The following is a 20,136-nucleotide window of genomic DNA, read 5'->3' on the forward strand; positions in this document are numbered from 1 at the left end:
CGTAGAAGCGACGGGGCAGGCTTCCGGAGCAGGAGCGTGACGAGCATGCAGAAAAATGTCGGAGTGTGCGGCCCCAACGATCTGCCAGGACAGGTCGTGCTGGTGCTGCAAGGCGGCGGTGCGCTCGGCTCCTATCAGGCGGGCGTCTATCAGGCCCTGCACGAGGCCGGGATCGAGCCGGACTGGGTCATCGGCACCTCGATCGGCGCCATCAACGGGAGCCTGATCGCCGGTAATGCGCCGGGAAACAGGCTCGCGCGCCTGAAGGAGTTCTGGAAGCGGATGGAGCAGAATCCGGTTTGGGCTCTGGGTGGCGCCTTTCCCGACTTCAGCGAGAAGCTCGCCTATTTGTCGACTGTCACCAACGGCATTCCCGGCTTCTTCCGGCCCAACCCGCTGGCGCATGCGGGAGATTCCTTTCCACTCGGCGCCGATCACGCCGGCTTCTATTCGACCGCGCCGCTGGAGAAGACGCTGAGCGAGCTGGTCGATTTCGATCTGGCCAATCGCTGCGCGCCGCGACTGACGGTCGGTGCCGCTCATGTCGGCACCAGCGAAATGCGCTATTTCGACAGCCGCGACGGCGAACTGACGGTGAAGCATGTCATGGCTTCGGGCGCGCTGCCGCCGGCCTTCCCGGCGGTGCGCATCGATGGCGAGCTGTATTGGGACGGCGGCATCCTGTCGAACACGCCGACGGAGGCCGTATTCGACGACAATCCACGCAGGGATTCGCTGATTTTCTCCGTGCATCTGTGGAATTCCGTCGGCGCCGAGCCGACCACGATGGCGGAGGTCTTGAACCGCCATAAGGACGTGCAGTACTCCAGCCGCATCGCGAGTCAGATCGTGCGGCAGCAGCAGGCCCATCGCCTGCGCCACGTCATCAACCAGCTTGCCGCGCGGTTGCCCGAGAGCGAGCGCAACGATCCCGCGGTGAGGGAATTGATGAGCTACGGCTGTCCGACCCGCATGCACGTGGTGCGACTGCTGGCGCCGCAGCTCGATCGCGAAACCCACACCAAGGATATCGACTTCAGTCCGTCAGGCATTACGCGGCGCTGGCATGCTGGCTATGCTCACACTAAATCAGTGCTGGCGCGAAAGCCGTGGATCGGTGAATTCGATCCGCTCGCCGGCGTGGTGCTGCACGAGCATATGGACGAGATGCCGATGGCGGCGGAGTAGGGCCGCGTCCGCTTTCATCGAATTGCCACGGGCCCTGCGGATTGTCGGTCGTCGTCCGCTTTTGAGAGGCCTTGCAGTTGGTATCCGGGAACGATCTGGAATTGGCCCTCGATCAGGTCCGCGCCGACGCCGCGGGACCGGTCGCCGGCGTGTTCGGTCCTGACACGGTGACCTGGCAGATCGACCGGGAGGCCGTCATCTTTCTCGGCGCCGGCCGCGCGCTGTTGTTGCAGCTGGCGCATCCCTGGGTCGCTGCCGCCATCGCGGAGCATTCACGGACCCTTGCCGATCCAATCGGCCGCTTCCATCGCACCTTCGACATCGTCTTTGCGATGGTGTTCGGCTCGCTCGACCGGGCGCAGTTGTCGTCCCGACAATTGCATCGGCGCCACAGCATGATCGTCGGCGCGATGCCCGAGGCCGTCGGTCCGTTCGCGGCAGGCTCGCGCTACTGCGCCAACGACATTCCGTCGTTGCGCTGGGTTCATGCGACGCTGGTCGAGACCGCGGTGATGGCGCATGACCTGGTCCTTCCGCCGCTCTCGGCGGAGGAGCGCGAGCGCTACTGGAGCGAGAGCCGGATGTTCGGCGCCTTGTTCGGATTGACGGCCGACGATTTGCCCGCGGACTGGTCCGGCTTTGCGGCCTACACCGCGGCGATGGCGCAGTCGGAGACGCTGACCGTCAGCCCGGCGGCGCGCGAGATCGCCGCGCAGATCCTTGGCGGCGCCCGTCCGTGGTTGCGGCCACCGCGATGGTATCGCGCGCTCACCGCGAGTTTGTTGCCGGAGCGCCTGCGAGCGGGCTTCGGGTTTGAATTCGACGAGCGCGACAAGCGGGCAGCTGACAATGCGCTGAGATGGATCAGGCGCGTCTATCCCAAACTGCCGGACCGGCTGCGCTATGTCGGTCCCTACCAGGAAGCGCAGGCACGGCTGCGGGGCGAGCCGCAGCCCGACTGGATGACCCGGTGTCTCAATCGCGCTTGGATCGGGCGGCCGCAAATGGATGTGCGCGGGAAGGGGTGAGGTTCTCAGCTCTTGGAGTGACGGGCGATAGAGTGGCGCGCACTCTCTCCACATCGTCATTGCGAGCACAGCGAAGCAATCCAGACTATCGACGCGGAGACAGCCTGGATTGCTTCGTCGCTTTGCTCCTCGCAATGACGGAGTCCGGAGTGGCGCCTCGACCTCACACCGACGCCAGCCTCCTATACAGCGCGCTGTAGCTGCCGGCCGAGATGCTCCAGGAGAACGAACGTCCCATCGCGCTGCGACGCATGGAGTCGAGCTGGTCATGCGCCACGAAAGCTGAGAAGGCGCGGCGGACCCCGCCGAGGAAGGATTCGTGCGAGGGTTTTGAGAACAGAAAGCCGGTCTCGCCGTCGGTGATGGTCTCGGCCAGGCCGCCGGTCTGGTGACCGATCGGCAGCGAGCCGAAGCGCTGGGCGTACATCTGGCTGAGCCCGCACGGCTCGAAGCGCGACGGCATCAATGTGAAATCGCTGCCCGCGAAGATGCGCCGCGCCTGGGCGTCGTTGAAGCCGATCGTGACCCCGATCGCGTCGGGGCGGCGGCGATGGGCGTCGATCAGCGCCTGCTCGAGCGCGGGCTCGCCGGAGCCGGTGACCACGATCTGCCCGCCGGCATCGATGATCTCGTCGGCGGCCGACAGCACGAGGTCGATGCCCTTCTGGTGCACGAGGCGTGCGACGATCGCAAACATCGGGCCGCGCGACACCGCGAGCCCGAACTGCTTGCGCACGTAATCCGCATTGGCCTTCTTGCCGACCCAGTCGCCGGCGCCGAACTGCTGGGCCAGCTGGGAGCAGGAGCGAGGGTCCCAGCTCTCGTCGATGCCGTTGAGGATGCCGGTGAGCTCGGCCGCGTCGGAGCGGACACGAAGCAGGCCCTCGAGGCCGCAGCCGAATTCCTCCGTCGTGATCTCGCGTGCATAGGTGCCGCTGACGGTGGTGAGGTGCGAGGCATAGACCAGCCCGGCCTTGAGGAAGGAGAGCTGGTCGTAGAACTCGACGCCGTCGATATGGAAGGAGCTCTCGGGGACGCCGATCCGCCGCAGCGAGTCCTTCGGGAAGAGTCCCTGGTAGGCGAGGTTGTGGATGGTCAGGATCGACGGCAGCTTGGCGCCGCGCCAGGCGAGGTAGGCCGGCACGAGCGAGGCCTGCCAGTCATTGGCATGGATCAGGTCTGCTGCCCAATTCTTGTCCAGCTTGCCCATGGCCAGCTCAGCGGCTGCCGAGGCAAAGCGCGCAAAGCGGATGTCGTTGTCCGGCCAGTCGTGTCCGGACTCGTCGCCATAGGGATTGCCAGGCCGGTCGTAGAGTTGTGAGCACAACAGCACATAGACCGGCAGCCCGTCCTTGGTCGCAGCTCGCCCGAGCGAGCAGGCCGGCATCTCCGCAAACGCTGGGCAGCGGCCAACGATCTGAATATGCGTGAGTTGTTCGATGATGTCGCGATAGCCGGGCAACATGACCCGGATATCGGCGAGAGGGCGAAGCGCCCTGGGAAGTGCAGCGGAAACGGCGCCGAGTCCGCCAACGCGGACGAAATCGTCCATCTCGGTTGTGACGAACAAGACCCTCAAGAACAGCTGCCCTCTTCCGATCCCGTTTATTGCTATGCAAGAACGGGTCCAGTTGTCCTGGAATTCCCAAGCCCGCCCGTGAGACGCGTCCGTTCGGTAAAGACTTTCCTACTCACCCGCCGCCCTCTAGGGTCGGCGCATCAACAAGAGAGAACTTCGATAGTTCCTAAGAGGCCGAGGGGGCGTAAGCAGGCATGCAGTTAGCAGATAAGCATGAGGGGACGACGACCAAGGCCTTCGCCGGCCTCAGGGTCCTGGATTTTTCGACCACCATCGCCGGTCCCCATTGTGCGCGGATGCTTGCCGACATGGGCGCCGAGGTCATCAAGATCGAGACCGACGGCGGCGAGACGATGCGCACCCGGCCGCCGCTGCGCAAGGGGTGCAGCACCGTATTCGGCCAGCTCAACGTCGGCAAGAAAAGCGTTGTGCTCGATCTCAAGTCCGAGGAGGGCAAGGAGGCGGTGCGCCGGCTCGCCGCGACCGCCGATATCCTGGTCGAGAACTTTCGCCCCGGCGTGATGCACCGGCTGCGGCTTGACTACGACCGCCTGCGCCCGGTCAATCCCAAGCTGATCTATTGCTCGATCTCGGGCTACGGCCAGACCGGCCCCTCGGCCGAGCTGCCGGCCTATGCGCCGGTGATCCATGCGGCCTCCGGCTACGACATGGCGCATCTCGCCTACCAGCCCGGCCGCAGCCGTCCCGATTATTGCGGCATCTACCATGCCGACGTCGTCACCGGCACCTACGGTTTCGGCGCGATTGCGTCGGCGCTCTATCAGCGCACCGTGACCGGGCAGGGCCAGCACATCGACGTTTCGATGCTGGAGACGATGCTGAGCCTGACGGTGATCGAGCTGCAGAGCTCGCAATTCGCGGTGAAGCCGCCGCCGCGCCCGATGTTCGGCCCGACCGAGACGGCGAGCGGCTATGTCATGATCACGGTCGCGAGCGAGAAGACGTTCCAGTGCCTGATGGGTGTGATCGGCCGCCCCGAATGGATTTCCGATCCGCGCTTCTCCACCTACGCCGCGCGGCGCGAGAACTGGGCTGACATGATGGACGGGGTCGAAGCCTGGTCGCGGCCGCTCACGACCGACGCATGTCTTGTCGCGCTTGGCGCGGCCGGTGTGCCGGCCTCGGCCTATCGCACCGTGTCCGAGGCGCTGGCCGATCCGCAACTCGCGCACCGGCAGGCGCTCTCGTCCGTGGAGGACGAGGGTGGCTCGTTCCAGGTGCTCAATCTGCCGTTCCGGATGTCGGGCGCCGACACCACGCCCGCCAAAACGATGGCCGTGCTCGGCGAGCACACGGACGCATTGCGCGAGGAGATCGGCCTCGCCGGCGATGCGCCAATTCCGTCAGGCAAAACGGCTGCGACAAACTGAGCGCATCGCAGCACCACTACAGCGTTTGATCTCTCGCGTGTTCCTCTTGCCGTGGCGAGCATTTATCGCCAAGCTCGCTTCCGAGTCATTCAACGATCCGAAACATCGGACGAGGGATCCCGGGAGGAACCATGACGAACCTTGCTGCCGCGGCGCGCAAGCGCGCGCCGATTTTCCTTGTTGCGGCATTTGCTCTCCTTCCGCCGGCTGAGCCGGCACAGGCGCAGAAGGCGGGCGGCAGCATCACCGTCGGTCAGGAGCTGGAGATTACGGGCTTCGATCCGCTCAAGGTCGGGGTCTACGACACCTCGACCTTCACCGCCGCGGCCGCGATCTTCGATACGCTGACCACGCTCGACGACAAGGGCGAGGCCGCGCCAAAGCTGGCAGTCTCCTGGACCCATTCGGACGATTACAAGAGCTGGACCTTCAAGCTGCGCCAGGGCGTGAAATTCCACGACGGCACGCCGTTCAATGCGCAAGCCTTCAAGGAGAACTTCGATCGGCAGAAGGACCCCGCCAACAAGTGCCGCTGCGCCTTCTACATCACCAACGTCAAGGAGGTGCTGGCGCCCGATGAATATACTGTCGTCTACAATCTCACCGATCCTTCCGTGAATTTGCCGGCGACGAACACCATCCAGAGCCAGAACAACGTTGTGCATTCGCCGACGGCGTGGAAGACCAAGGGCGACGACTACAATCGCAATCCCGTCGGCACCGGTCCCTACATCCTGAAATCATGGACGGCCGGCGATCGCATGGTTCTGGAGAAGAACCCGGGCTACTGGGACAAGGGCCGTCCCTATCTCGACCGCATCATCCTGAAGCCGCTGCCCGACGCGCAGTCGCGTTTCGCCTCGCTGCAATCGGGCGAGGCCGACATCATCTGGGACGACGAGAACGACGCTGACAACATCATGAAGGCGCAGAAGGACTCCAAGCTCACCGTGCACACCTACAAGGGCTCGGGCGCGCAGGTCTATGCCTTCAACACCAAGGTGGCGCCGTTCGACGACGTCCGCGTGCGGCAGGCGCTGGTGATGGCGATCGACCGTCCAAAGATGTCGCAGGCGATCAGCAACGGCCTGAGCCGGCCCGCGACCAATCCCTACGGCGACGGCTCCTGGGTCAAGTGCAAGGACGACGGCGCGCTGCCGTTCGATGTCGAGAAGGCCAAGGCACTGATCAAGGACTATGGCAAGCCGGTCGAGTTCAAGACGATGGTGACTGCGACGCCCCGCGGCCGCATGATCGGCCAGGTGCTCCAGCAATTCTGGAAGCGCGCCGGCGCCAACATGGAGATCGAGCAGGTCGACCAGGCCACCATTCCGCCACGCGCGTTCATGCGTCAGTTCCAGCTCATACCCTGGCGCATCGTCGACCTCGCCGATCCCGACCCGCAGATGTATGCGAACTTCCGCAGCGGCAGCCCGCTGGCGCTGGCCAACTTCGCCGATCCGGAGCTCGACCGGCTGCTCGACCACTCCCGCGTCACCGCCGATCCCGCCGCGCGTATCGAGGACTATTGCGCGATCAGCCGCCTGATCAACAAGGAGGCAGTCTGGTTCTGGACCTTCCAGAACACCTATTACGCGCTGTCGAGCGCCAAGCTGAAGGGCGTTCCGAAAATCTACAACGGCGTGATCGACGTCTCGACCACCTGGCTGGAATGACCGCGCGATGCTGAACTTCGTCGTGCGGCGGCTCCTTGCCATCCTGCCGGTGCTGCTCGCCGTCTCGCTGCTCACCTTCCTGATCGCCGCGTTGCTGCCGGGCGACCTTGCCTATGTCATCCTCGGCGATCAGGCGACGCCGGAGAATGTCGCGGCGTTGCGCCGTGACATGGGGCTCGACCAGCCGCTGTGGTGGCGTTATCTGAGCTGGCTCGGTCATGTCCTGCAGGGCGATCTCGGCCGCTCCTTCCGCACCGGGCAGACGGTGTTGCAGGCGGTAGCCGAGCGCATTCCGGTCTCGCTCGAGCTGATGCTGATGGCCGAATTCATCGGGCTCCTGATCGGCGTGCCGCTCGCGATCGCCTGCGCTGCGCGCGCCGGTGGCGCCTTCGACCGCTTCATGACCGGCAGCGCCTTCGCCATGCTGTCGATGCCGTCCTTCCTGATGGCGATTTTGTTGATCTATCTGTTCGCGGTCGAGTTGCGCTGGCTGCCGGCGACCGGCTATGTGCCGTTCACCGAGGAGCCGCTGTCGAACCTGCGCTTCTTCGTGCTGCCGGCGCTGACGCTGGCGCTGGCGGAATGGCCTGGCATCATGCGGGTGCTGCGCTCCGACATGATCGCGACCCTGCAGGAGGACTATATCGCGCTCGCCAAGGCCAAAGGCCTCAAGCCGGCGCGCATCCTGTTCGTGCATGCGCTGAAGCCATCGTCGCTGACGTTGGTGACGGTGACAGGCATCAATATCGGGCGCCTGCTGGGCGGCACGCTGATCGTGGAATCGATCTTCGCGCTGCCGGGCATCGGCCGCCTGCTGGTCGGCGCGATCTACACCCGCGACCTCGTCATCCTTCAGGGCGTGGTACTGCTGGTCGCCTGCGGCTTCGTCCTCGTCAATTTCATCGTCGACATGCTCTACGCCGTGCTCGATCCCAGGATCCGCCATGGCCACGCTTGAGCTCTCCATCCAGGACGGGGCGTCGGCGCCCGTCCGCCGCGGCCGCAGGCTCGGCCTGTTGTTCTGGTTGGCGAGCGCCTAGCTCGCGATTGTCCTGACGCTCGCGATCCTCGCGCCGGTGCTGCCGCTGCAGAATCCGACGGATATGGACATGCTGGAGCGCCGTGCGGCGTTCTCCGGGGAACACTGGCTCGGCACCGACGGGCTCGGCCGCGACGAATTCGCCCGCCTGATCTTTGGCGCGCGGGTGTCGCTGACGGTCGGGCTGATCGCGCCGATGATCGGGCTTGCGCTCGGCGGCGCGCTTGGTCTCCTCGCCGGCTATTTCCGCGGCCGGTTCGAAACGCTGGTGGTCGGCAGCATGGACGTGCTGCTGGCCTTTCCGCCGCTGATCTTCGCGCTCGCGGTGACCGCCTATCTCGGCCAGTCGATTCCCAATCTCACCCTGATCCTCGGCGTGCTCGGCATTCCCGCCTTCATGCGCGTGGCGCGCGCGGCCACGCTGACGCTGGCGCGGCGCGAGTTCGTGATCGCGGCCGAGGCGCTTGGCGCCAGCCATGCGCGCATCCTGTTGCGCGAGCTGCTGCCGAACGTGATCCTGCCGCTGCTGGCCTTCTTCCTGCTCGGCGTCGCCGTCACCATCGTGGTCGAGGGCGCACTGTCCTTCCTCGGGCTCGGCGTGCCGCCGCCGATGGCGAGCTGGGGCAGCATGATCGGCGAAGGGCGCGACAGCCTCGACGTCGCGCCGCGGCTGGCCTTCCTGCCGGCAACAGCGCTGTTCTTGACCGTGCTGGCCTTCAACCTGGTCGGCGACACGTTGCGGGCGCTGACCGACCCGCGTCAGGGGGCGCTGTGAGCGCGCCGCTTCTGACCATCGAGGACGTGGCGGTCGAACTGCCGACCCCGCGCGGCAATTTGCGCGCCGTGGATCGTGTCGACCTGTCGCTGGAGGCGGGCCGCACGCTCGGCATCGTCGGCGAATCCGGCTGCGGCAAGACCATGCTGTCGCGCGCGGTGCTTCAGCTGCTGCCGAAGAAGGCGAAGCTGACCGGGCGCGTGATGTTCGATGGCCAGGACCTGGTGCGGCTCGACTCCGAGCGTCTGCGGCGCCTGCGTGGGCGCGACCTCGCGGTCGTGTTCCAGGACCCGATGACCTCGCTCAACCCGGTGCTGACCATCGGCACCCAGCTGATGGAGACGATCCAGGAGCATCTCGAGCTCGATGCGCCGGCGGCGCGGAAGCGCAGCATCGAGCTGCTCGCCGCCGTCGGAATTCCGGCGCCGGAGCAGCGGCTCGCGCAATATCCACATCAATGTTCCGGCGGCATGCGCCAGCGCATCGCGATTGCGATCGCGCTGTCCTGCGAGCCGAAGCTCCTGATTGCGGACGAGCCGACCACGGCGCTCGACGTGACCATCCAGGCGCAGATCCTCGATCTGCTGGCGCGCGAGCAGCGCCGCCGCCACATGGCGATGATCATCATCACCCACGATCTCGGCGTCGTCGCCGGCCGCGCCGACGAGGTCGCGGTGATGTATGCGGGCAGGGTGGTCGAGCGCGCGCCGACGCAGGCGTTGTTCAAGCGCATGCACATGCCCTACACCGAGGCGCTGCTGGCGGCGATCCCGAAGCTGGACACCGCGCCGCATACGCCGCTGCCCGCCATCTCCGGCCGTCCGCCCGATCCGACCCGGCCGCTGAAGGGCTGCTCGTTTGCGCCACGCTGCCGCTATGCCGCGGGGCGCTGTCACGAGGCCAAGCCCGGATTGAAGGGCGCGGAGATGCCGGGGCATCTCTATGCCTGCTTCCATCCCATCCAGATGACGGAGGGGATTGGCGCATGATGCAGTTTGCCATGCCCGCTGAGCCGCTCCTGAACGTCGACAATCTCGTCGTCGAATATGGTCTCGGCAACAAGACGGTGCACGCGGTCTCCGGCGTCAGCCTCCAGGTCGCGCGCGGTGAGACGCTGGGGTTGGTCGGCGAATCCGGCTGCGGCAAGTCGACGCTGGGGCGCGCGGTGCTGCAATTGCGCCGCGCCAAATCCGGCCGCGTGCTGTTCGACGGCGAGGATCTCACCGCCATGGAAGGCGAGGCGCTGCGCAAGATGCGCCGCCGCGTGCAGCTGATCTTCCAGGACCCGATCGCCTCGCTCAATCCGCGCCGGCGCATCGGCGACATCGTTGCCGAGCCGCTGATCATCGCCGGCGTCAAGGATGCCGCCGAGCGCAAGCGGCGCGTTCACGAGGTGTTGTCCGCGGTCGGGCTCGACCCTGATATCGTGGCGGGCCGTCTGCCGCACGAATTCTCCGGCGGCCAGTGCCAGCGCATCTGCATCGCACGATCGCTGGTGCTCAACCCCGAATTCATCGTCTGCGACGAGCCGGTCTCGGCGCTCGACGTCTCCATCCGCGCGCAGATCCTCAACCTGCTCGAGGAGATGAAGGCGCGCTTCGGCCTGACGCTGCTGTTCATCGCGCATGATCTCGCGGCGGTGAAAGCGGTCAGCGACCGCGTCGCGGTGATGTATCTCGGCCGGCTCTGCGAGGTCGGGCCGTCGGAGCAATTGTTCGCAAGGCCCGCGCATCCCTACACGGACCTGCTGTTGCAGGCGATCCCGGTGCCCGATCCGGACGTGCGTCCCGTCGAGAGTGTGGCGACCGGCGAGCCGCCATCGCCGATTGCGCCGCCGTCCGGCTGCCGCTTCCGCACCCGCTGCCCGCGGGCCGACCAGCGATGCAGCGCGGAGATACCGGAGTTGCGCGAGGTCGCACCCGGCCAGTTCGCGGCTTGCCACCATCCGCTGGCCTGAACTAAGACCGCTCCCGGATTTGTTTCGTCCCGCCGGGCATGGCATGGTGGCGACGACAAGAAGTATGCCGGGAGGACGCCGATGAAGAGTTTCAAGGTTGCCGATTTCAAGGCGCCGCTGCAGGAGTTCGACGAGGCCACGCCGCAGCCGTCGGGCACGCAGGTGCTGATCAAGGTGAAGGCCGCCGGCGTCTGCCACAGCGACCTCCACATATGGGAAGGCGGCTACGATCTCGGCCACGGCCGCAAGCCGCTGTCGCTGAAGGATCGCGGCATCAATCTGCCGCTGACCATGGGCCATGAGACGGTCGGCGAAATCGCAGCCTTCGGCCCCGACGTGAAGCCGACCGACCAGGGCGATCTCAGGCTCGGCGATGTCGGCCTCGTCTATCCCTGGATCGGCTGCGGCAAGTGCGCCACGTGCCTGGCCGGTGACGAGAACATGTGCCTGACGCCGCGCTCGCTCGGCGTCTATTGCGACGGCGGCTACTCCGACCACATGCTGGTGCCGCATCCGCGTTACCTGCTTAACTTGAAGGGCCTCGATCCCGCCTCGGCGGCGCCCTACGCCTGCTCGGGCGTCACCACCTACAGCGCGCTGAAGAAGGTCGAGCAGCATTTTGACACGCCGATCGTGATGTTCGGCGCCGGCGGCCTCGGCCTGATGGCGCTGTCGCTGCTGAAGGCAATGGGCGGCAAGGGCGCGATCATGGTCGACATCGACGCCAGGAAGCGCGAGGCCGCCGAAAAGGCCGGCGCGCTCGCGACCGTCGATCCCAAGGCGCCGGACGCGCTGGAGCAGCTTGCCAAAAAGGCGGGCGGGCCGATCCGCGCCGTGATCGATCTGGTCGGTAACGCCGCGACCACGCAACTCGGCTTCGATTGCCTGACCAAGGGCGGCAAGCTCGTCATCGTCGGCCTGTTCGGCGGCGGCGCGACTTGGGCGCTGCCGCTGATCCCGATCAAGGCGGTGACGATCCAGGGCAGCTATGTCGGCAATTTGCGCGAGACGCAGGAACTGCTTGACCTCGTGCGCGCGAAGAACGTGCCGCCGATCCCGGTGACGAAGGCGCCGCTCAACAAGGCCAATGACGCGCTGGTGCAATTGCAGCAGGGCGCGGTGGTCGGTCGTACGGTGCTGACGCCGTAATAGACACTCTCTCCTTCGTCATTGCGAGCGAAACGGAGCAATCCAGGAATCCCTCTGCGGACACAGTCTGGATTGCTTCGTCGCTTCGCTCCTCGCAATGACGTCCTTGGCTCGCTCCTTCCTAAGGTCTCTCAAATGTCCGCAAACAACGCCTTTCACATTGCCGTGCTCGCCGGTGACGGCATCGGTCCCGAAGTCATGGCACCGGCCATCGAAGTCCTGCGCAAGATCGAGGCGAAGTCCGGCCTGAGCTTCCGCTTCACCGAGGCGCCCGCCGGCGCCAACAATTATCTCGCGACCGGCAAGTCGATGCCCGATTCCACCATCAAGCTCTGCGAGGAGGCCGACGCGATCCTGCTCGGCGCCTGCGGCCTGCCGTCGGTGCGCTACCCCGATAATACCGAGATCGCGCCGCAGATCGAGCTGCGGTTCATCTTCGATCTCTATGCCGGCGTGCGCCCGGCGCGGCTCATTCCGGGCGTGCCGAGCCCGATCGTCGGCGCCGACCAGCGCGGCATCGATCTCGTCGTGATCCGCGAATCCACCGAAGGCCTGTTCGCCTCGATGGGCAAGGGCGTCGTCACACATGAGGACGCGCGCGAGACCATGGTGATCACGCGCAAGACCTCCGAGCGCCTGTTCGAGTTCTCGTTTCGGCTCGCCGAGCGGCGCAAGGCGCGCGGCAAGCCGGGTATGCTTGCCTGCGTCGACAAGGCGAACGTGTTCAAGGCTTTTGCGTTCTTCCGCGGTATCTTCGACGAGATCGAGAAGAAGCATCCGAACGTGAAGACCGACCGGCTCTATGTCGATGCCTGCTCGGCGATGCTGGTGAAACGCCCCTGGGATTTCGACGTGATGGTGATGGAGAACATGTTCGGCGACATCGTCTCCGACATCACCGCGAGCCTGATCGGTGGCCTCGGCATGGCGCCGTCCGCCGACATCGGCGACAAATATGCCGTGTTCCAACCCTGCCACGGCACCGCGCCCGATATCATGGGGCAGGGCAAGGCCAATCCCACCGGCATGATCCTGTCGGCGGCGATGATGCTGGACTGGCTCGCCGACAAGCACGGCGTCGAGAGCGCGGCGGAAGCCGGCGAGCAGATCGAACGTGCAGTGGATCATATCTACGCCGGCGGCATCAAGCCGATGGAGTTCGGCGGCAGCAATGGCACGGCTGACATTACGAAAGCGGTGCTCGCTGCGCTGTAGTTACCGCAGGCGGCCGATATCGGAGGAGCCGGAAGTCAATGAGCAACCCGGTTCCCGAGCACTATCAGCACCTTCGAACCTTCGCCTTTGGCGACAATCCCGCGCTCGCGGATGAATTGGTCGAACTCGTCGTCAAGGGCGTCAAGACCGCGACTTGCAGCACGGAGGACGAACCGAACACGTCGACGCCGGGTGAGCGCTGGGTCGTACTCAACGGGCGCGGAGAACCGCGCTGCGTCATCGAATCCGTCGAGATCACCTATCGGCGCTTCAATGAAGTCGATGCCGCCTTTGCGCACGATGAGGGCGAAGGCGATCGAAGCCTCGCCTATTGGCGCAGCGCCCATCGGACCTATTTCGGTCGGCTCGGACGATTCAGCGAGGACATGATGCTGATGTGCGAGCGCTTTCGCCTGATCGAGGTGTTTGGTGATCAGAAGCTGACGCCTGCGCCTTGCTGAGCCCGGACGCCGAGGTTACTTGCCCGTAAACTGCGGCTTGCGCTTTTCCATGAAGGCCTGCCGGCCCTCGCGAAAATCCGCGCTGTCCATGCAGGCGTGACCGATCGCCTTGATCGCCTCCAGGTCGCGCTGGCTCTCGTCTTTCAACACCTGCGCGATGGTGATCTTGGCGGCCTTGATCGCGAGTGGGGCGTTCTCGGAGATGGTCTGCGCGATCGTCATCGTCTCACCCCACAACTCGTCGATCGGGAACAAGCGCTCGACGAGGCCAATGCGCAGCGCCTCGGCGGAATCGATCCGCATGCCCGTGTACATCAGAAGCCGTGCCCAGGACGGGCCGACCAGCGACACCAGATGCTTCAAGCCGTCATAGCCGTAGGCGATGCCGAGCTTTGCCGCGGGAATGCCGAACTGGCTGCCATGTGCGGCGAGGCGGATGTCGGCGAGCATCGCGACCTGCATGCCGCCGCCGAGGCAAAAGCCCTCGATGCAGGCGATGGTCGGCTTGGGATAGTCGGCGAGCAGCGCGCGCTGGGCGGCGCTGCGCTTGGCATATTCCTCGGACGCCGCCGCGTTGTGGCGGGTCTTCTCGAACTGGCTGATGTCGGCACCGGAGACGAATGCCTTGCCGCCGGCGCCGCGCAGGATCACGACGCGCACCGTCTCGTCATCGCGCAGGCTCGTCAGCGCCTCGCCAAATCCCTCCCACATCTCCAGCGACATCGCGTTGCGCTTGTCGGGATTGTTGAAGGTGATCACGCCGACGCCGTCGATGACCTGCTTGAGGATCTTGCCGTCGGCATGGGGTGTTTCGGTCGTGCTGGAAATGTCAGGCATTGCGCGCTCGCTGTCGTAGGCCGGGCGCAATGTGCGGCCGGGGCGCGGCCCGGGTCAACCGCGACGAGGGATGCCGCTCTGCATCCGCCTGTGCCGCGATTGCATGGCGCGAGAAGCGATTATTCCTTGAGCATGATCTTTTCGGAAAACCGCTGCACACTTTTCCGGATCATGCTCTACTGCGTTGCGTGCATGTGTGCGGTCAGGGGATGGCTGCCGGCATTGCTGAAGAACGCCGCCTCTTCGGCGGTGGCCTCCAGCAACTGCTCGTCCTGACTATAGACGTCGTTGCGGAACTGGACGGTCTGGTCCCTGGTCATCCATGCCGTGAGGTAAATCCAGGCCACCGGCACCTTCTTCGCCATGGCGACCTCGAGGTGCTGGCCGCTCGCAATCTCCGTATCGATCGCGGCGCGACTCCATTTCGGCTGGTCCTTCAGCAGCCAGGCGGCGAGATCGCGCACATTGTCGACGCGCGAGCAGCCATGGGAATCGAAGCGGTAGTCGTCGCTGAACAGGTTGCGCTGGTTGGTGTCGTGCATATAGACCGAATAGGAATTCGGCATGTCGATCTTCACCGCGCCGAGCGCGTTGAAGGTGCCGTTGTGCTGGCGCACGGTGAAGATCGGCGTGTGCGTGCCCGACCAGTCGACCGAATGCGGGTCGATCGGATTGTCGTGGGCGTCGAGCACCTCCATGTGCATGCGCGACAAATAGGTCGGATCCTTGCGCATATGCGCCGAGATCTCGGTCTTGGCGATCGAGGACGGCACCGTCCAGGTCGGATTGAGCACGACGCTGGTGATCTGGGCCGTCAGGGTCGGCGAGGGCTTTTCGGTCTTGCCGACGATGACGCGATAGCGCCGCACCACCACATCGTTCTCGACCGCTTCGGCAAACGCGGCGGGGATGTTGACCACGACATAGCGCTGGCCGAAGCCGAAATTCATGTTCTCGAGCCGCTGGAGCGAAGCCTCCAGCTGCCGGATGCGCTTCTGCACGGAGACGTTCATCGCCGCGACCGTGCGCGGCGTCACCGTGCCGGTCGGCGCCAGTCCATGGCGGGCCTGGAAGCGTTTTACGGCGTCGGCGAGATCTTGGTCGAAGGCGCCGGTCGCCTTGTCGGCGGCGAGATCGCCGGAGAGGATTAGTCGCTTGCGCAGCTGCTCGTCGCTGGCGCCTTGGACGCCGAGGGCGAACTTGGCATCGGCAGGGATGGTCGGCCAGCCGCCGCGTACGGCAAGATCGGAGTAGCTGAGCGCGGCATCCTTGATGCGCTGGGCCGAGCCCTCGTCATAGGTTGGCTCATGCGTCAGCGCGAGTGCCGCAGCGGAGCGGCTCTCCGCCGTCGAAGCGGGCGCGGCAGCCTTCGGCGCGGCAGCATGGGCCGGGTTCGCCGCCGCCGGTACCGTACCGGCCGTCGTGGCAGGCCTCGGGCCTGCCTGTCCCGTGGTTTCGGTTTGCGCCAGCGCGGAAGCGCTCGCGAGCACGCCGACGGCAACGATCATCGCATGGCGTTTCGACATGTGTCCCGTTTCCCCACGAGGACGAGGCCCGGACGGGCGCTCGCATTGGCAATTCCCGCTCGCCGCGCTGCGTGCGCCGATTCGCAAAAATCGGCGGGAAGCTAGCCCGTCTTATTCGTAAGAGTGCGCCTGAGGGCTGGCGAGCGTGGTGTAAAGCGCTGATGCGGCGTAGGATTCGGTTGCGAAGCCACCCCATCACCTTCAACCGCGAACGCCACGCCCGCCATGACCGATGATACGATTCTGCCCTTCTCGTTTCCAGCCGTTCACGCCAAGAAAGTCACAGCTGCCTTCGATGGCGGTCGCCTGACCTCGAACGGGGGCGTGATGCTTCTGGCGATGGCCGAGCGGCGTCTCGGCTTGGCCGACAATCTGGCCCGGGTGTTCCCGGATCGGCGCGATCCGACGCGGGTCGTGCACAGCCTTGTCGATATGTTCCGCGCGCGCATGTTCGCGATCTGCTGCGGCTACGAGGACGCCGACGACCTCGATCATCTGCGGTCCGATCCCGCATTCAAGCTGGCCTGCGGACGGCTGCCGGACACGGGCCGCGATCTGTGTTCCCAACCGACGCTGTCGCGGCTGGAGAATGCTCCGCGCCTGCGCGACGTGATCCGACTGACCTACATTTTGGTCGACGCATGGATGGATAGCTACCCGCGCGAGCCGGCATCCGTCACGCTCGACATCGATGATACCTGCGACGTCGTCCACGGCCATCAGCAGCTCTCGCTGTTCAACGCTCATTATGACGAACGCTGCTTCCTGCCGATCCACGTCTACGACACGGAGAAGAGCCGGCCCGTGGCCGTCGTGCTGCGGCCCGGCAAGACGCCGGGCGGCGTCGAGGTGCGTGCCCATCTGCGCCGCCTGGTACGGCATATCCGGACGCGATGGCACAACACGCAAATTACGTTCCGTGGCGACGGGCACTATGCCCGGCCGGAGGCCATGGCGTGGTGCGAGACCAACGGCATCGACTACATCTTCGGTCTGTCCGGCACCAAGCCTCTCGCCAGAAAAGTCGACGAGGTCGCCGACGACATCCGCACGCGACGCGCCATCGAGAACCTGCCGGTTCTGCGTGGCTATACCGAGACGCGCCACAAGGCAAAGTCCTGGGATCGCGAACGGCGCACTGTCGCCCGTATTGAGGCGACGATGCTCGGCCTCGACATCCGCTTCGTCGTCACCAGCCTCGATGTCGGCTCGGCCGAGTGGATCTACGACAGCCTGTATTGCGCGCGCGGCCAAGCCGAGAATCTGATCAAGCTGCATAAGACGCAGCTCGCCTCCGATCGCACCAGCTGCCGTTCGGCGCTCGCCAACCAGGTCCGTCTCGTGCTCCATACGGCCGCTTATTGGCTGATGCTGACCGTGCGCGACGCCATTCCCAAAGCCCGGGAATTGGCCGCTGCCGAGTTCGCGACGCTGCGTCTTCGGCTCTTGAAAATCGCCGCCCGTGTCGTCGAGACCACGAGCCGCATTCGCCTTGCGTTTGCCGCGGCATGTCCCGAAGCCGACCTGATCTGCGGCTTGCCCGGCGCGCTGCTGCCGCTCGGTCCTTGACCGGCGGGGCGTCCGCCCCCGTTCGCCCAACCCATCCCTCAAGCGCGTTGCAAAGTACCGGTCGTCAGGCGGCGAAAAGCCGAAGGCAATCCTGTGCGCCTCGTCAGACAAGATGTGCGGCCGCATCAATCGGGCCCAAATGCCGCACTCTCACGAATAGGACGGGCTAGAGCCCCGGAATTGAGGTCCCATTGAGCACGGCAGTCGAAAGCCCGCGCGTTCGAGGCGGGGCGTCTCGATTGGGTCGCAGCAGGGGTGGGATCGGTTCGCGAAATCCGCGGCGATGGTGGGCAAATTGCCGGGAAATCCGCAGCAAGAAACCCGCAAGAAAAAAGGGCGGCCTGACCGCCCCGAAAGGAGAGCCGCGCGCAAGCGCGCGGACTGGGTCTCGTTCAATCCGGCCGCGCCCCCGTGACGCGGCGGATTGAACATCGGCCGTAAAGGTCCGAGCCCGATCGGCTCAGGCCTCGTTCGCTGCGATCGATTCCATCAGCGAGACGAGCTGACGCTGCACCGTCTGGTCCTTGATCTTGCTGTAGGCGCGCAGCAGGCGGAGGCTGAAGGCGGAATCGAGGAACAGCAGGCTCTCGACTTCGCGCGCCTTGTTGTCGCCGTCATAGAAGAAGGTCACGGGCACATCGAGGGCGGTGGCGATCTGCTGAAGCCGAGCCGCGCCGACGCGATTGACGCCCTTCTCGTATTTCTGGACCTGCTGGAAGCTCACGCCGAGCTTCTCGCCGAGCTCGGCCTGCGAGATCTTCATCTCGACGCGCCGCAGACGGATCCGCTTGCCAAGCTCAATGTCCGGCTTGCCGGCGCTGCGCTGCTTCATTCTTTTCGCCGCTGCTTTCATACTCTCACCTTTGTTCTTCGGTTGAAAATCCCCCGAAGAGCTGGGTCAGGGGTTCGCCCATATACTCGTCCTTGAATTCATGCGGATGCACGAACTCTTCCTTAAACCACGGGAATCGCGCCGGATTGAAAGCTTCGATCAGCCAGTCAATCATGTGCCGAACGCGTGGAATCCGGCCGCTACCAGGGTGGTAGGACAACCAGATATCCAGCGGCCTGTTCAGCTCGACCTCCAGTGGAATCAACTTCCCGCCAAGCGCAATGGCGTAGCTCGGGAATACGCCGATGCCGGCGCCATTCGCGACCGCCCAATAATTGGCGCTTGAGACGTTGGTCTTCATGACCAGCAGGTCACGTTCCGGAACGCCTGGGAAGAAGCTCTCGAAGGTTTCCTTGGCGGCAAGCTGGTCGGCGAATTGCAGCACCAGGCGGTGCTTGATCAATTCGAGCGCCGAGCGCGGCGTGCCGTGTTTTTCAAGGTATTTTTCCGAAGCCCAGAACATCAGGTGCATGCGGCCGAGCCGCACCAGCTTGACGTCGAGCGCCGAGGGACGCGACAGATGGATGGCGACGTCGGCCTCGTGACGAGAGACGTCGGCCGAGCGCATCGCGCAATGCAAGTCGACCAGGATCTTCGGATAGGCCTGCTGGAATTCGACCAGCCGCGGGGCGAGCCAGAACGTCCCGAGACCCTCGGTGACGGCCACACGAACTTCGCCGGACAGGGCGTTGGCCGTCGAATCGCTGGTGCGCAGCACGTCGAAGGCGGCCGCCTCCATGCGCTCGACGGCGGAGACCACCAGTGCACCTTCATCGGTCAGATGCGTGCCGTGGACGTCGCGAGTGAACAGGGTGGTGCCGGTCTGGCGCTCGAAATCATCAATCCGGCGGCGGACGGCGTTGATCGACAGCGACAGGCGTTCAGACGCCGAGCGAAAACTGCCGCATCGAACGACTTCCAGGAATATGCGGGCCGCATCCCAATCGGAGAGGCCGCTGATGTTGATCTTTGGGCGTTCCTCCTGTGGAACGCCCCTTTCCGCCAAGGAGTGCATACAAGTCCCTTCGGGTTGCTAAACTGGCAGAATTGGGCGCAAACCACAACCACTGCGGGTTGGGGAACGGCGACTTTTGAACGCCATCGTTACTGCCTCGTGGGCGGTATCCGAGTGTTACCAAGGCTGAGAATCGAATCGGCCGACCAACGTTGGAATGAGGGGTGTGGCGTGAGTTCCGTTGCGAGCCCTGAAATGGCTGCAGGATTGTCGGCGCTTTCCGTCACGGAAGTCCTTGCGCGCGAGCTGTCGCCGCGCGGAATGGGTCGATCATCCGGTGCCGCGCGTTCGACTCCCGGCCACGACGATAATGGCGTCCCGCGCAGCGGGTCGATGTTCGCGGGAGCCACGGTTTCCCGGCAAAATCGTACTGAAATCATGTTCGGAGGCGTCGGCGCCTCGTGTTATTCTCGGTATCCCATGGGGGCCGAGGGGATTTCCAAAAACACGTCTCGCAGGCCGAACTAACGGAAAGAACGCCGGTGTCGCATTCAGACGAACAGTTGCAGTCGGTGCTGGAAACGCTTGAGGAGTGCCGCAAGGTTCTCAACGAGAGCAATAACCGCGAGTCGGCCGAGCTGCTGTCTATCGTCATCCTCGACGTGCGGATGAAGCTCAAAGGAATTGACAGTGCCGATCTCAAGGCGCTGTGCGACGAAATGTTGCGGAGCGCTGGAAGCGAACCGCAGCCCCCCTCCAAGCAGCAGGACCAGCCCCGGCGTCCGCTGCTCCGCGTGGTGAAGTAGCCGCGCCGCCGAGTCTCGCTTTTTGGCGAGGTTTGTGCGCGTCCCGATGCCGCATCTGTGATCGCAGACGGCATCGGGAGGAGCCTGGTTTCG

The 20,136-nt window shown here is 65.0% G+C and carries 18 protein-coding genes; 13 read left to right on the top strand and 5 right to left on the bottom strand.

Going from position 1 to position 20,136, the window contains the following annotated elements:
- Nucleotides 1-45: 45 nt before the first annotated feature.
- The gene (locus J4G43_RS15935; RefSeq protein ID WP_208085473.1) at nucleotides 46-1,188 is read left to right on the top strand and encodes a patatin-like phospholipase family protein; all 1,143 of its coding nucleotides are present in this window, start codon (nucleotides 46-48) and stop codon (nucleotides 1,186-1,188) included.
- Between the two features lie 77 nt (nucleotides 1,189-1,265).
- Nucleotides 1,266-2,216: an oxygenase MpaB family protein gene (locus tag J4G43_RS15940; RefSeq protein WP_208089332.1), complete on the top strand. Its 951-nt coding sequence runs from the start codon at nucleotides 1,266-1,268 to the stop codon at nucleotides 2,214-2,216.
- A 163-nt stretch (nucleotides 2,217-2,379) separates the two neighbouring features.
- Here the strand turns inward: J4G43_RS15940 and glgA are convergent, their stop codons facing one another.
- Entirely contained in the window at nucleotides 2,380-3,795 is a 1,416-nt protein-coding gene (gene glgA, locus J4G43_RS15945) for a glycogen synthase GlgA (RefSeq protein ID WP_208085475.1), read from the bottom strand.
- 194 nt (nucleotides 3,796-3,989) lie between these two features.
- Between glgA and J4G43_RS15950 the strand changes: the two genes are divergently transcribed.
- From J4G43_RS15950 to J4G43_RS15990, 9 genes are all read left to right on the top strand, one after another.
- On the top strand, nucleotides 3,990-5,186 hold the full coding sequence (locus J4G43_RS15950; RefSeq protein ID WP_208085477.1) for a CaiB/BaiF CoA transferase family protein: 1,197 nt from the start codon (nucleotides 3,990-3,992) through the stop codon (nucleotides 5,184-5,186).
- A gap of 131 nt (nucleotides 5,187-5,317) precedes the next feature.
- The gene (locus J4G43_RS15955) at nucleotides 5,318-6,862 is read left to right on the top strand and encodes an ABC transporter substrate-binding protein (RefSeq protein ID WP_208085479.1); all 1,545 of its coding nucleotides are present in this window, start codon (nucleotides 5,318-5,320) and stop codon (nucleotides 6,860-6,862) included.
- A 7-nt stretch (nucleotides 6,863-6,869) separates the two neighbouring features.
- Nucleotides 6,870-7,820: an ABC transporter permease gene (locus tag J4G43_RS15960; protein ID WP_071915956.1), complete on the top strand. Its 951-nt coding sequence runs from the start codon at nucleotides 6,870-6,872 to the stop codon at nucleotides 7,818-7,820.
- A gap of 151 nt (nucleotides 7,821-7,971) precedes the next feature.
- Entirely contained in the window at nucleotides 7,972-8,676 is a 705-nt protein-coding gene (locus J4G43_RS15965; RefSeq protein WP_225004925.1) for an ABC transporter permease, read from the top strand.
- Nucleotides 8,673-9,665: an ABC transporter ATP-binding protein gene (locus J4G43_RS15970; RefSeq protein WP_208085481.1), complete on the top strand. Its 993-nt coding sequence runs from the start codon at nucleotides 8,673-8,675 to the stop codon at nucleotides 9,663-9,665. The genes J4G43_RS15965 and J4G43_RS15970 overlap by 4 nt, the downstream gene beginning before the upstream one ends.
- Nucleotides 9,662-10,633, top strand: a complete 972-nt coding sequence (locus J4G43_RS15975; protein ID WP_208085487.1) for an ABC transporter ATP-binding protein — start codon at nucleotides 9,662-9,664, stop codon at nucleotides 10,631-10,633. The genes J4G43_RS15970 and J4G43_RS15975 overlap by 4 nt, the downstream gene beginning before the upstream one ends.
- An 81-nt stretch (nucleotides 10,634-10,714) precedes the next feature.
- Complete coding sequence (locus tag J4G43_RS15980; RefSeq protein WP_208085489.1) at nucleotides 10,715-11,782, top strand: alcohol dehydrogenase; 1,068 nt, start codon at nucleotides 10,715-10,717, stop codon at nucleotides 11,780-11,782.
- Between the two features lie 135 nt (nucleotides 11,783-11,917).
- Nucleotides 11,918-12,997, top strand: a complete 1,080-nt coding sequence (locus J4G43_RS15985) for an isocitrate/isopropylmalate dehydrogenase family protein (protein WP_208085491.1) — start codon at nucleotides 11,918-11,920, stop codon at nucleotides 12,995-12,997.
- Between the two features lie 38 nt (nucleotides 12,998-13,035).
- Complete coding sequence (locus J4G43_RS15990; protein ID WP_208085492.1) at nucleotides 13,036-13,458, top strand: ASCH domain-containing protein; 423 nt, start codon at nucleotides 13,036-13,038, stop codon at nucleotides 13,456-13,458.
- 15 nt (nucleotides 13,459-13,473) lie between these two features.
- On the opposite strand, the gene J4G43_RS15995 is transcribed toward J4G43_RS15990, so the two are convergent.
- Both J4G43_RS15995 and J4G43_RS16000 read right to left on the bottom strand, forming a co-directional pair.
- The gene (locus J4G43_RS15995; protein ID WP_208085494.1) at nucleotides 13,474-14,295 is read right to left on the bottom strand and encodes an enoyl-CoA hydratase; all 822 of its coding nucleotides are present in this window, start codon (nucleotides 14,293-14,295) and stop codon (nucleotides 13,474-13,476) included.
- Nucleotides 14,296-14,471: 176 nt separating this feature from the next.
- Nucleotides 14,472-15,821, bottom strand: coding sequence for a L,D-transpeptidase family protein (locus tag J4G43_RS16000; protein WP_208085496.1), 1,350 nt, complete (start codon nucleotides 15,819-15,821; stop codon nucleotides 14,472-14,474).
- Between the two features lie 225 nt (nucleotides 15,822-16,046).
- Here J4G43_RS16000 and J4G43_RS16005 point away from each other — a divergent pair, with 225 nt between their 5' ends.
- Nucleotides 16,047-17,390 carry an IS1380-like element ISBdi2 family transposase gene (locus J4G43_RS16005; protein ID WP_208085497.1) on the top strand — a complete coding sequence of 448 codons (1,344 nt, stop codon included), beginning with the start codon at nucleotides 16,047-16,049 and terminating at the stop codon, nucleotides 17,388-17,390.
- A 460-nt stretch (nucleotides 17,391-17,850) separates the two neighbouring features.
- Here the strand turns inward: J4G43_RS16005 and J4G43_RS16010 are convergent, their stop codons facing one another.
- Nucleotides 17,851-18,222 (bottom strand): helix-turn-helix domain-containing protein, encoded by a 372-nt coding sequence (locus tag J4G43_RS16010; RefSeq protein WP_014497036.1) that lies wholly within the window; start codon nucleotides 18,220-18,222, stop codon nucleotides 17,851-17,853.
- A 25-nt stretch (nucleotides 18,223-18,247) separates the two neighbouring features.
- Nucleotides 18,248-19,297, bottom strand: a complete 1,050-nt coding sequence (locus tag J4G43_RS16015; protein ID WP_038943246.1) for a LysR family transcriptional regulator — start codon at nucleotides 19,295-19,297, stop codon at nucleotides 18,248-18,250.
- A gap of 482 nt (nucleotides 19,298-19,779) precedes the next feature.
- Between J4G43_RS16015 and J4G43_RS16020 the strand changes: the two genes are divergently transcribed.
- Complete coding sequence (locus J4G43_RS16020) at nucleotides 19,780-20,043, top strand: hypothetical protein (RefSeq protein WP_208085499.1); 264 nt, start codon at nucleotides 19,780-19,782, stop codon at nucleotides 20,041-20,043.
- Nucleotides 20,044-20,136 lie beyond the last annotated feature (93 nt).

This window comes from Bradyrhizobium barranii subsp. barranii (assembly GCF_017565645.3).
In the GTDB taxonomy this organism is placed as follows: Bacteria; Pseudomonadota; Alphaproteobacteria; order Rhizobiales; family Xanthobacteraceae; genus Bradyrhizobium; species Bradyrhizobium barranii.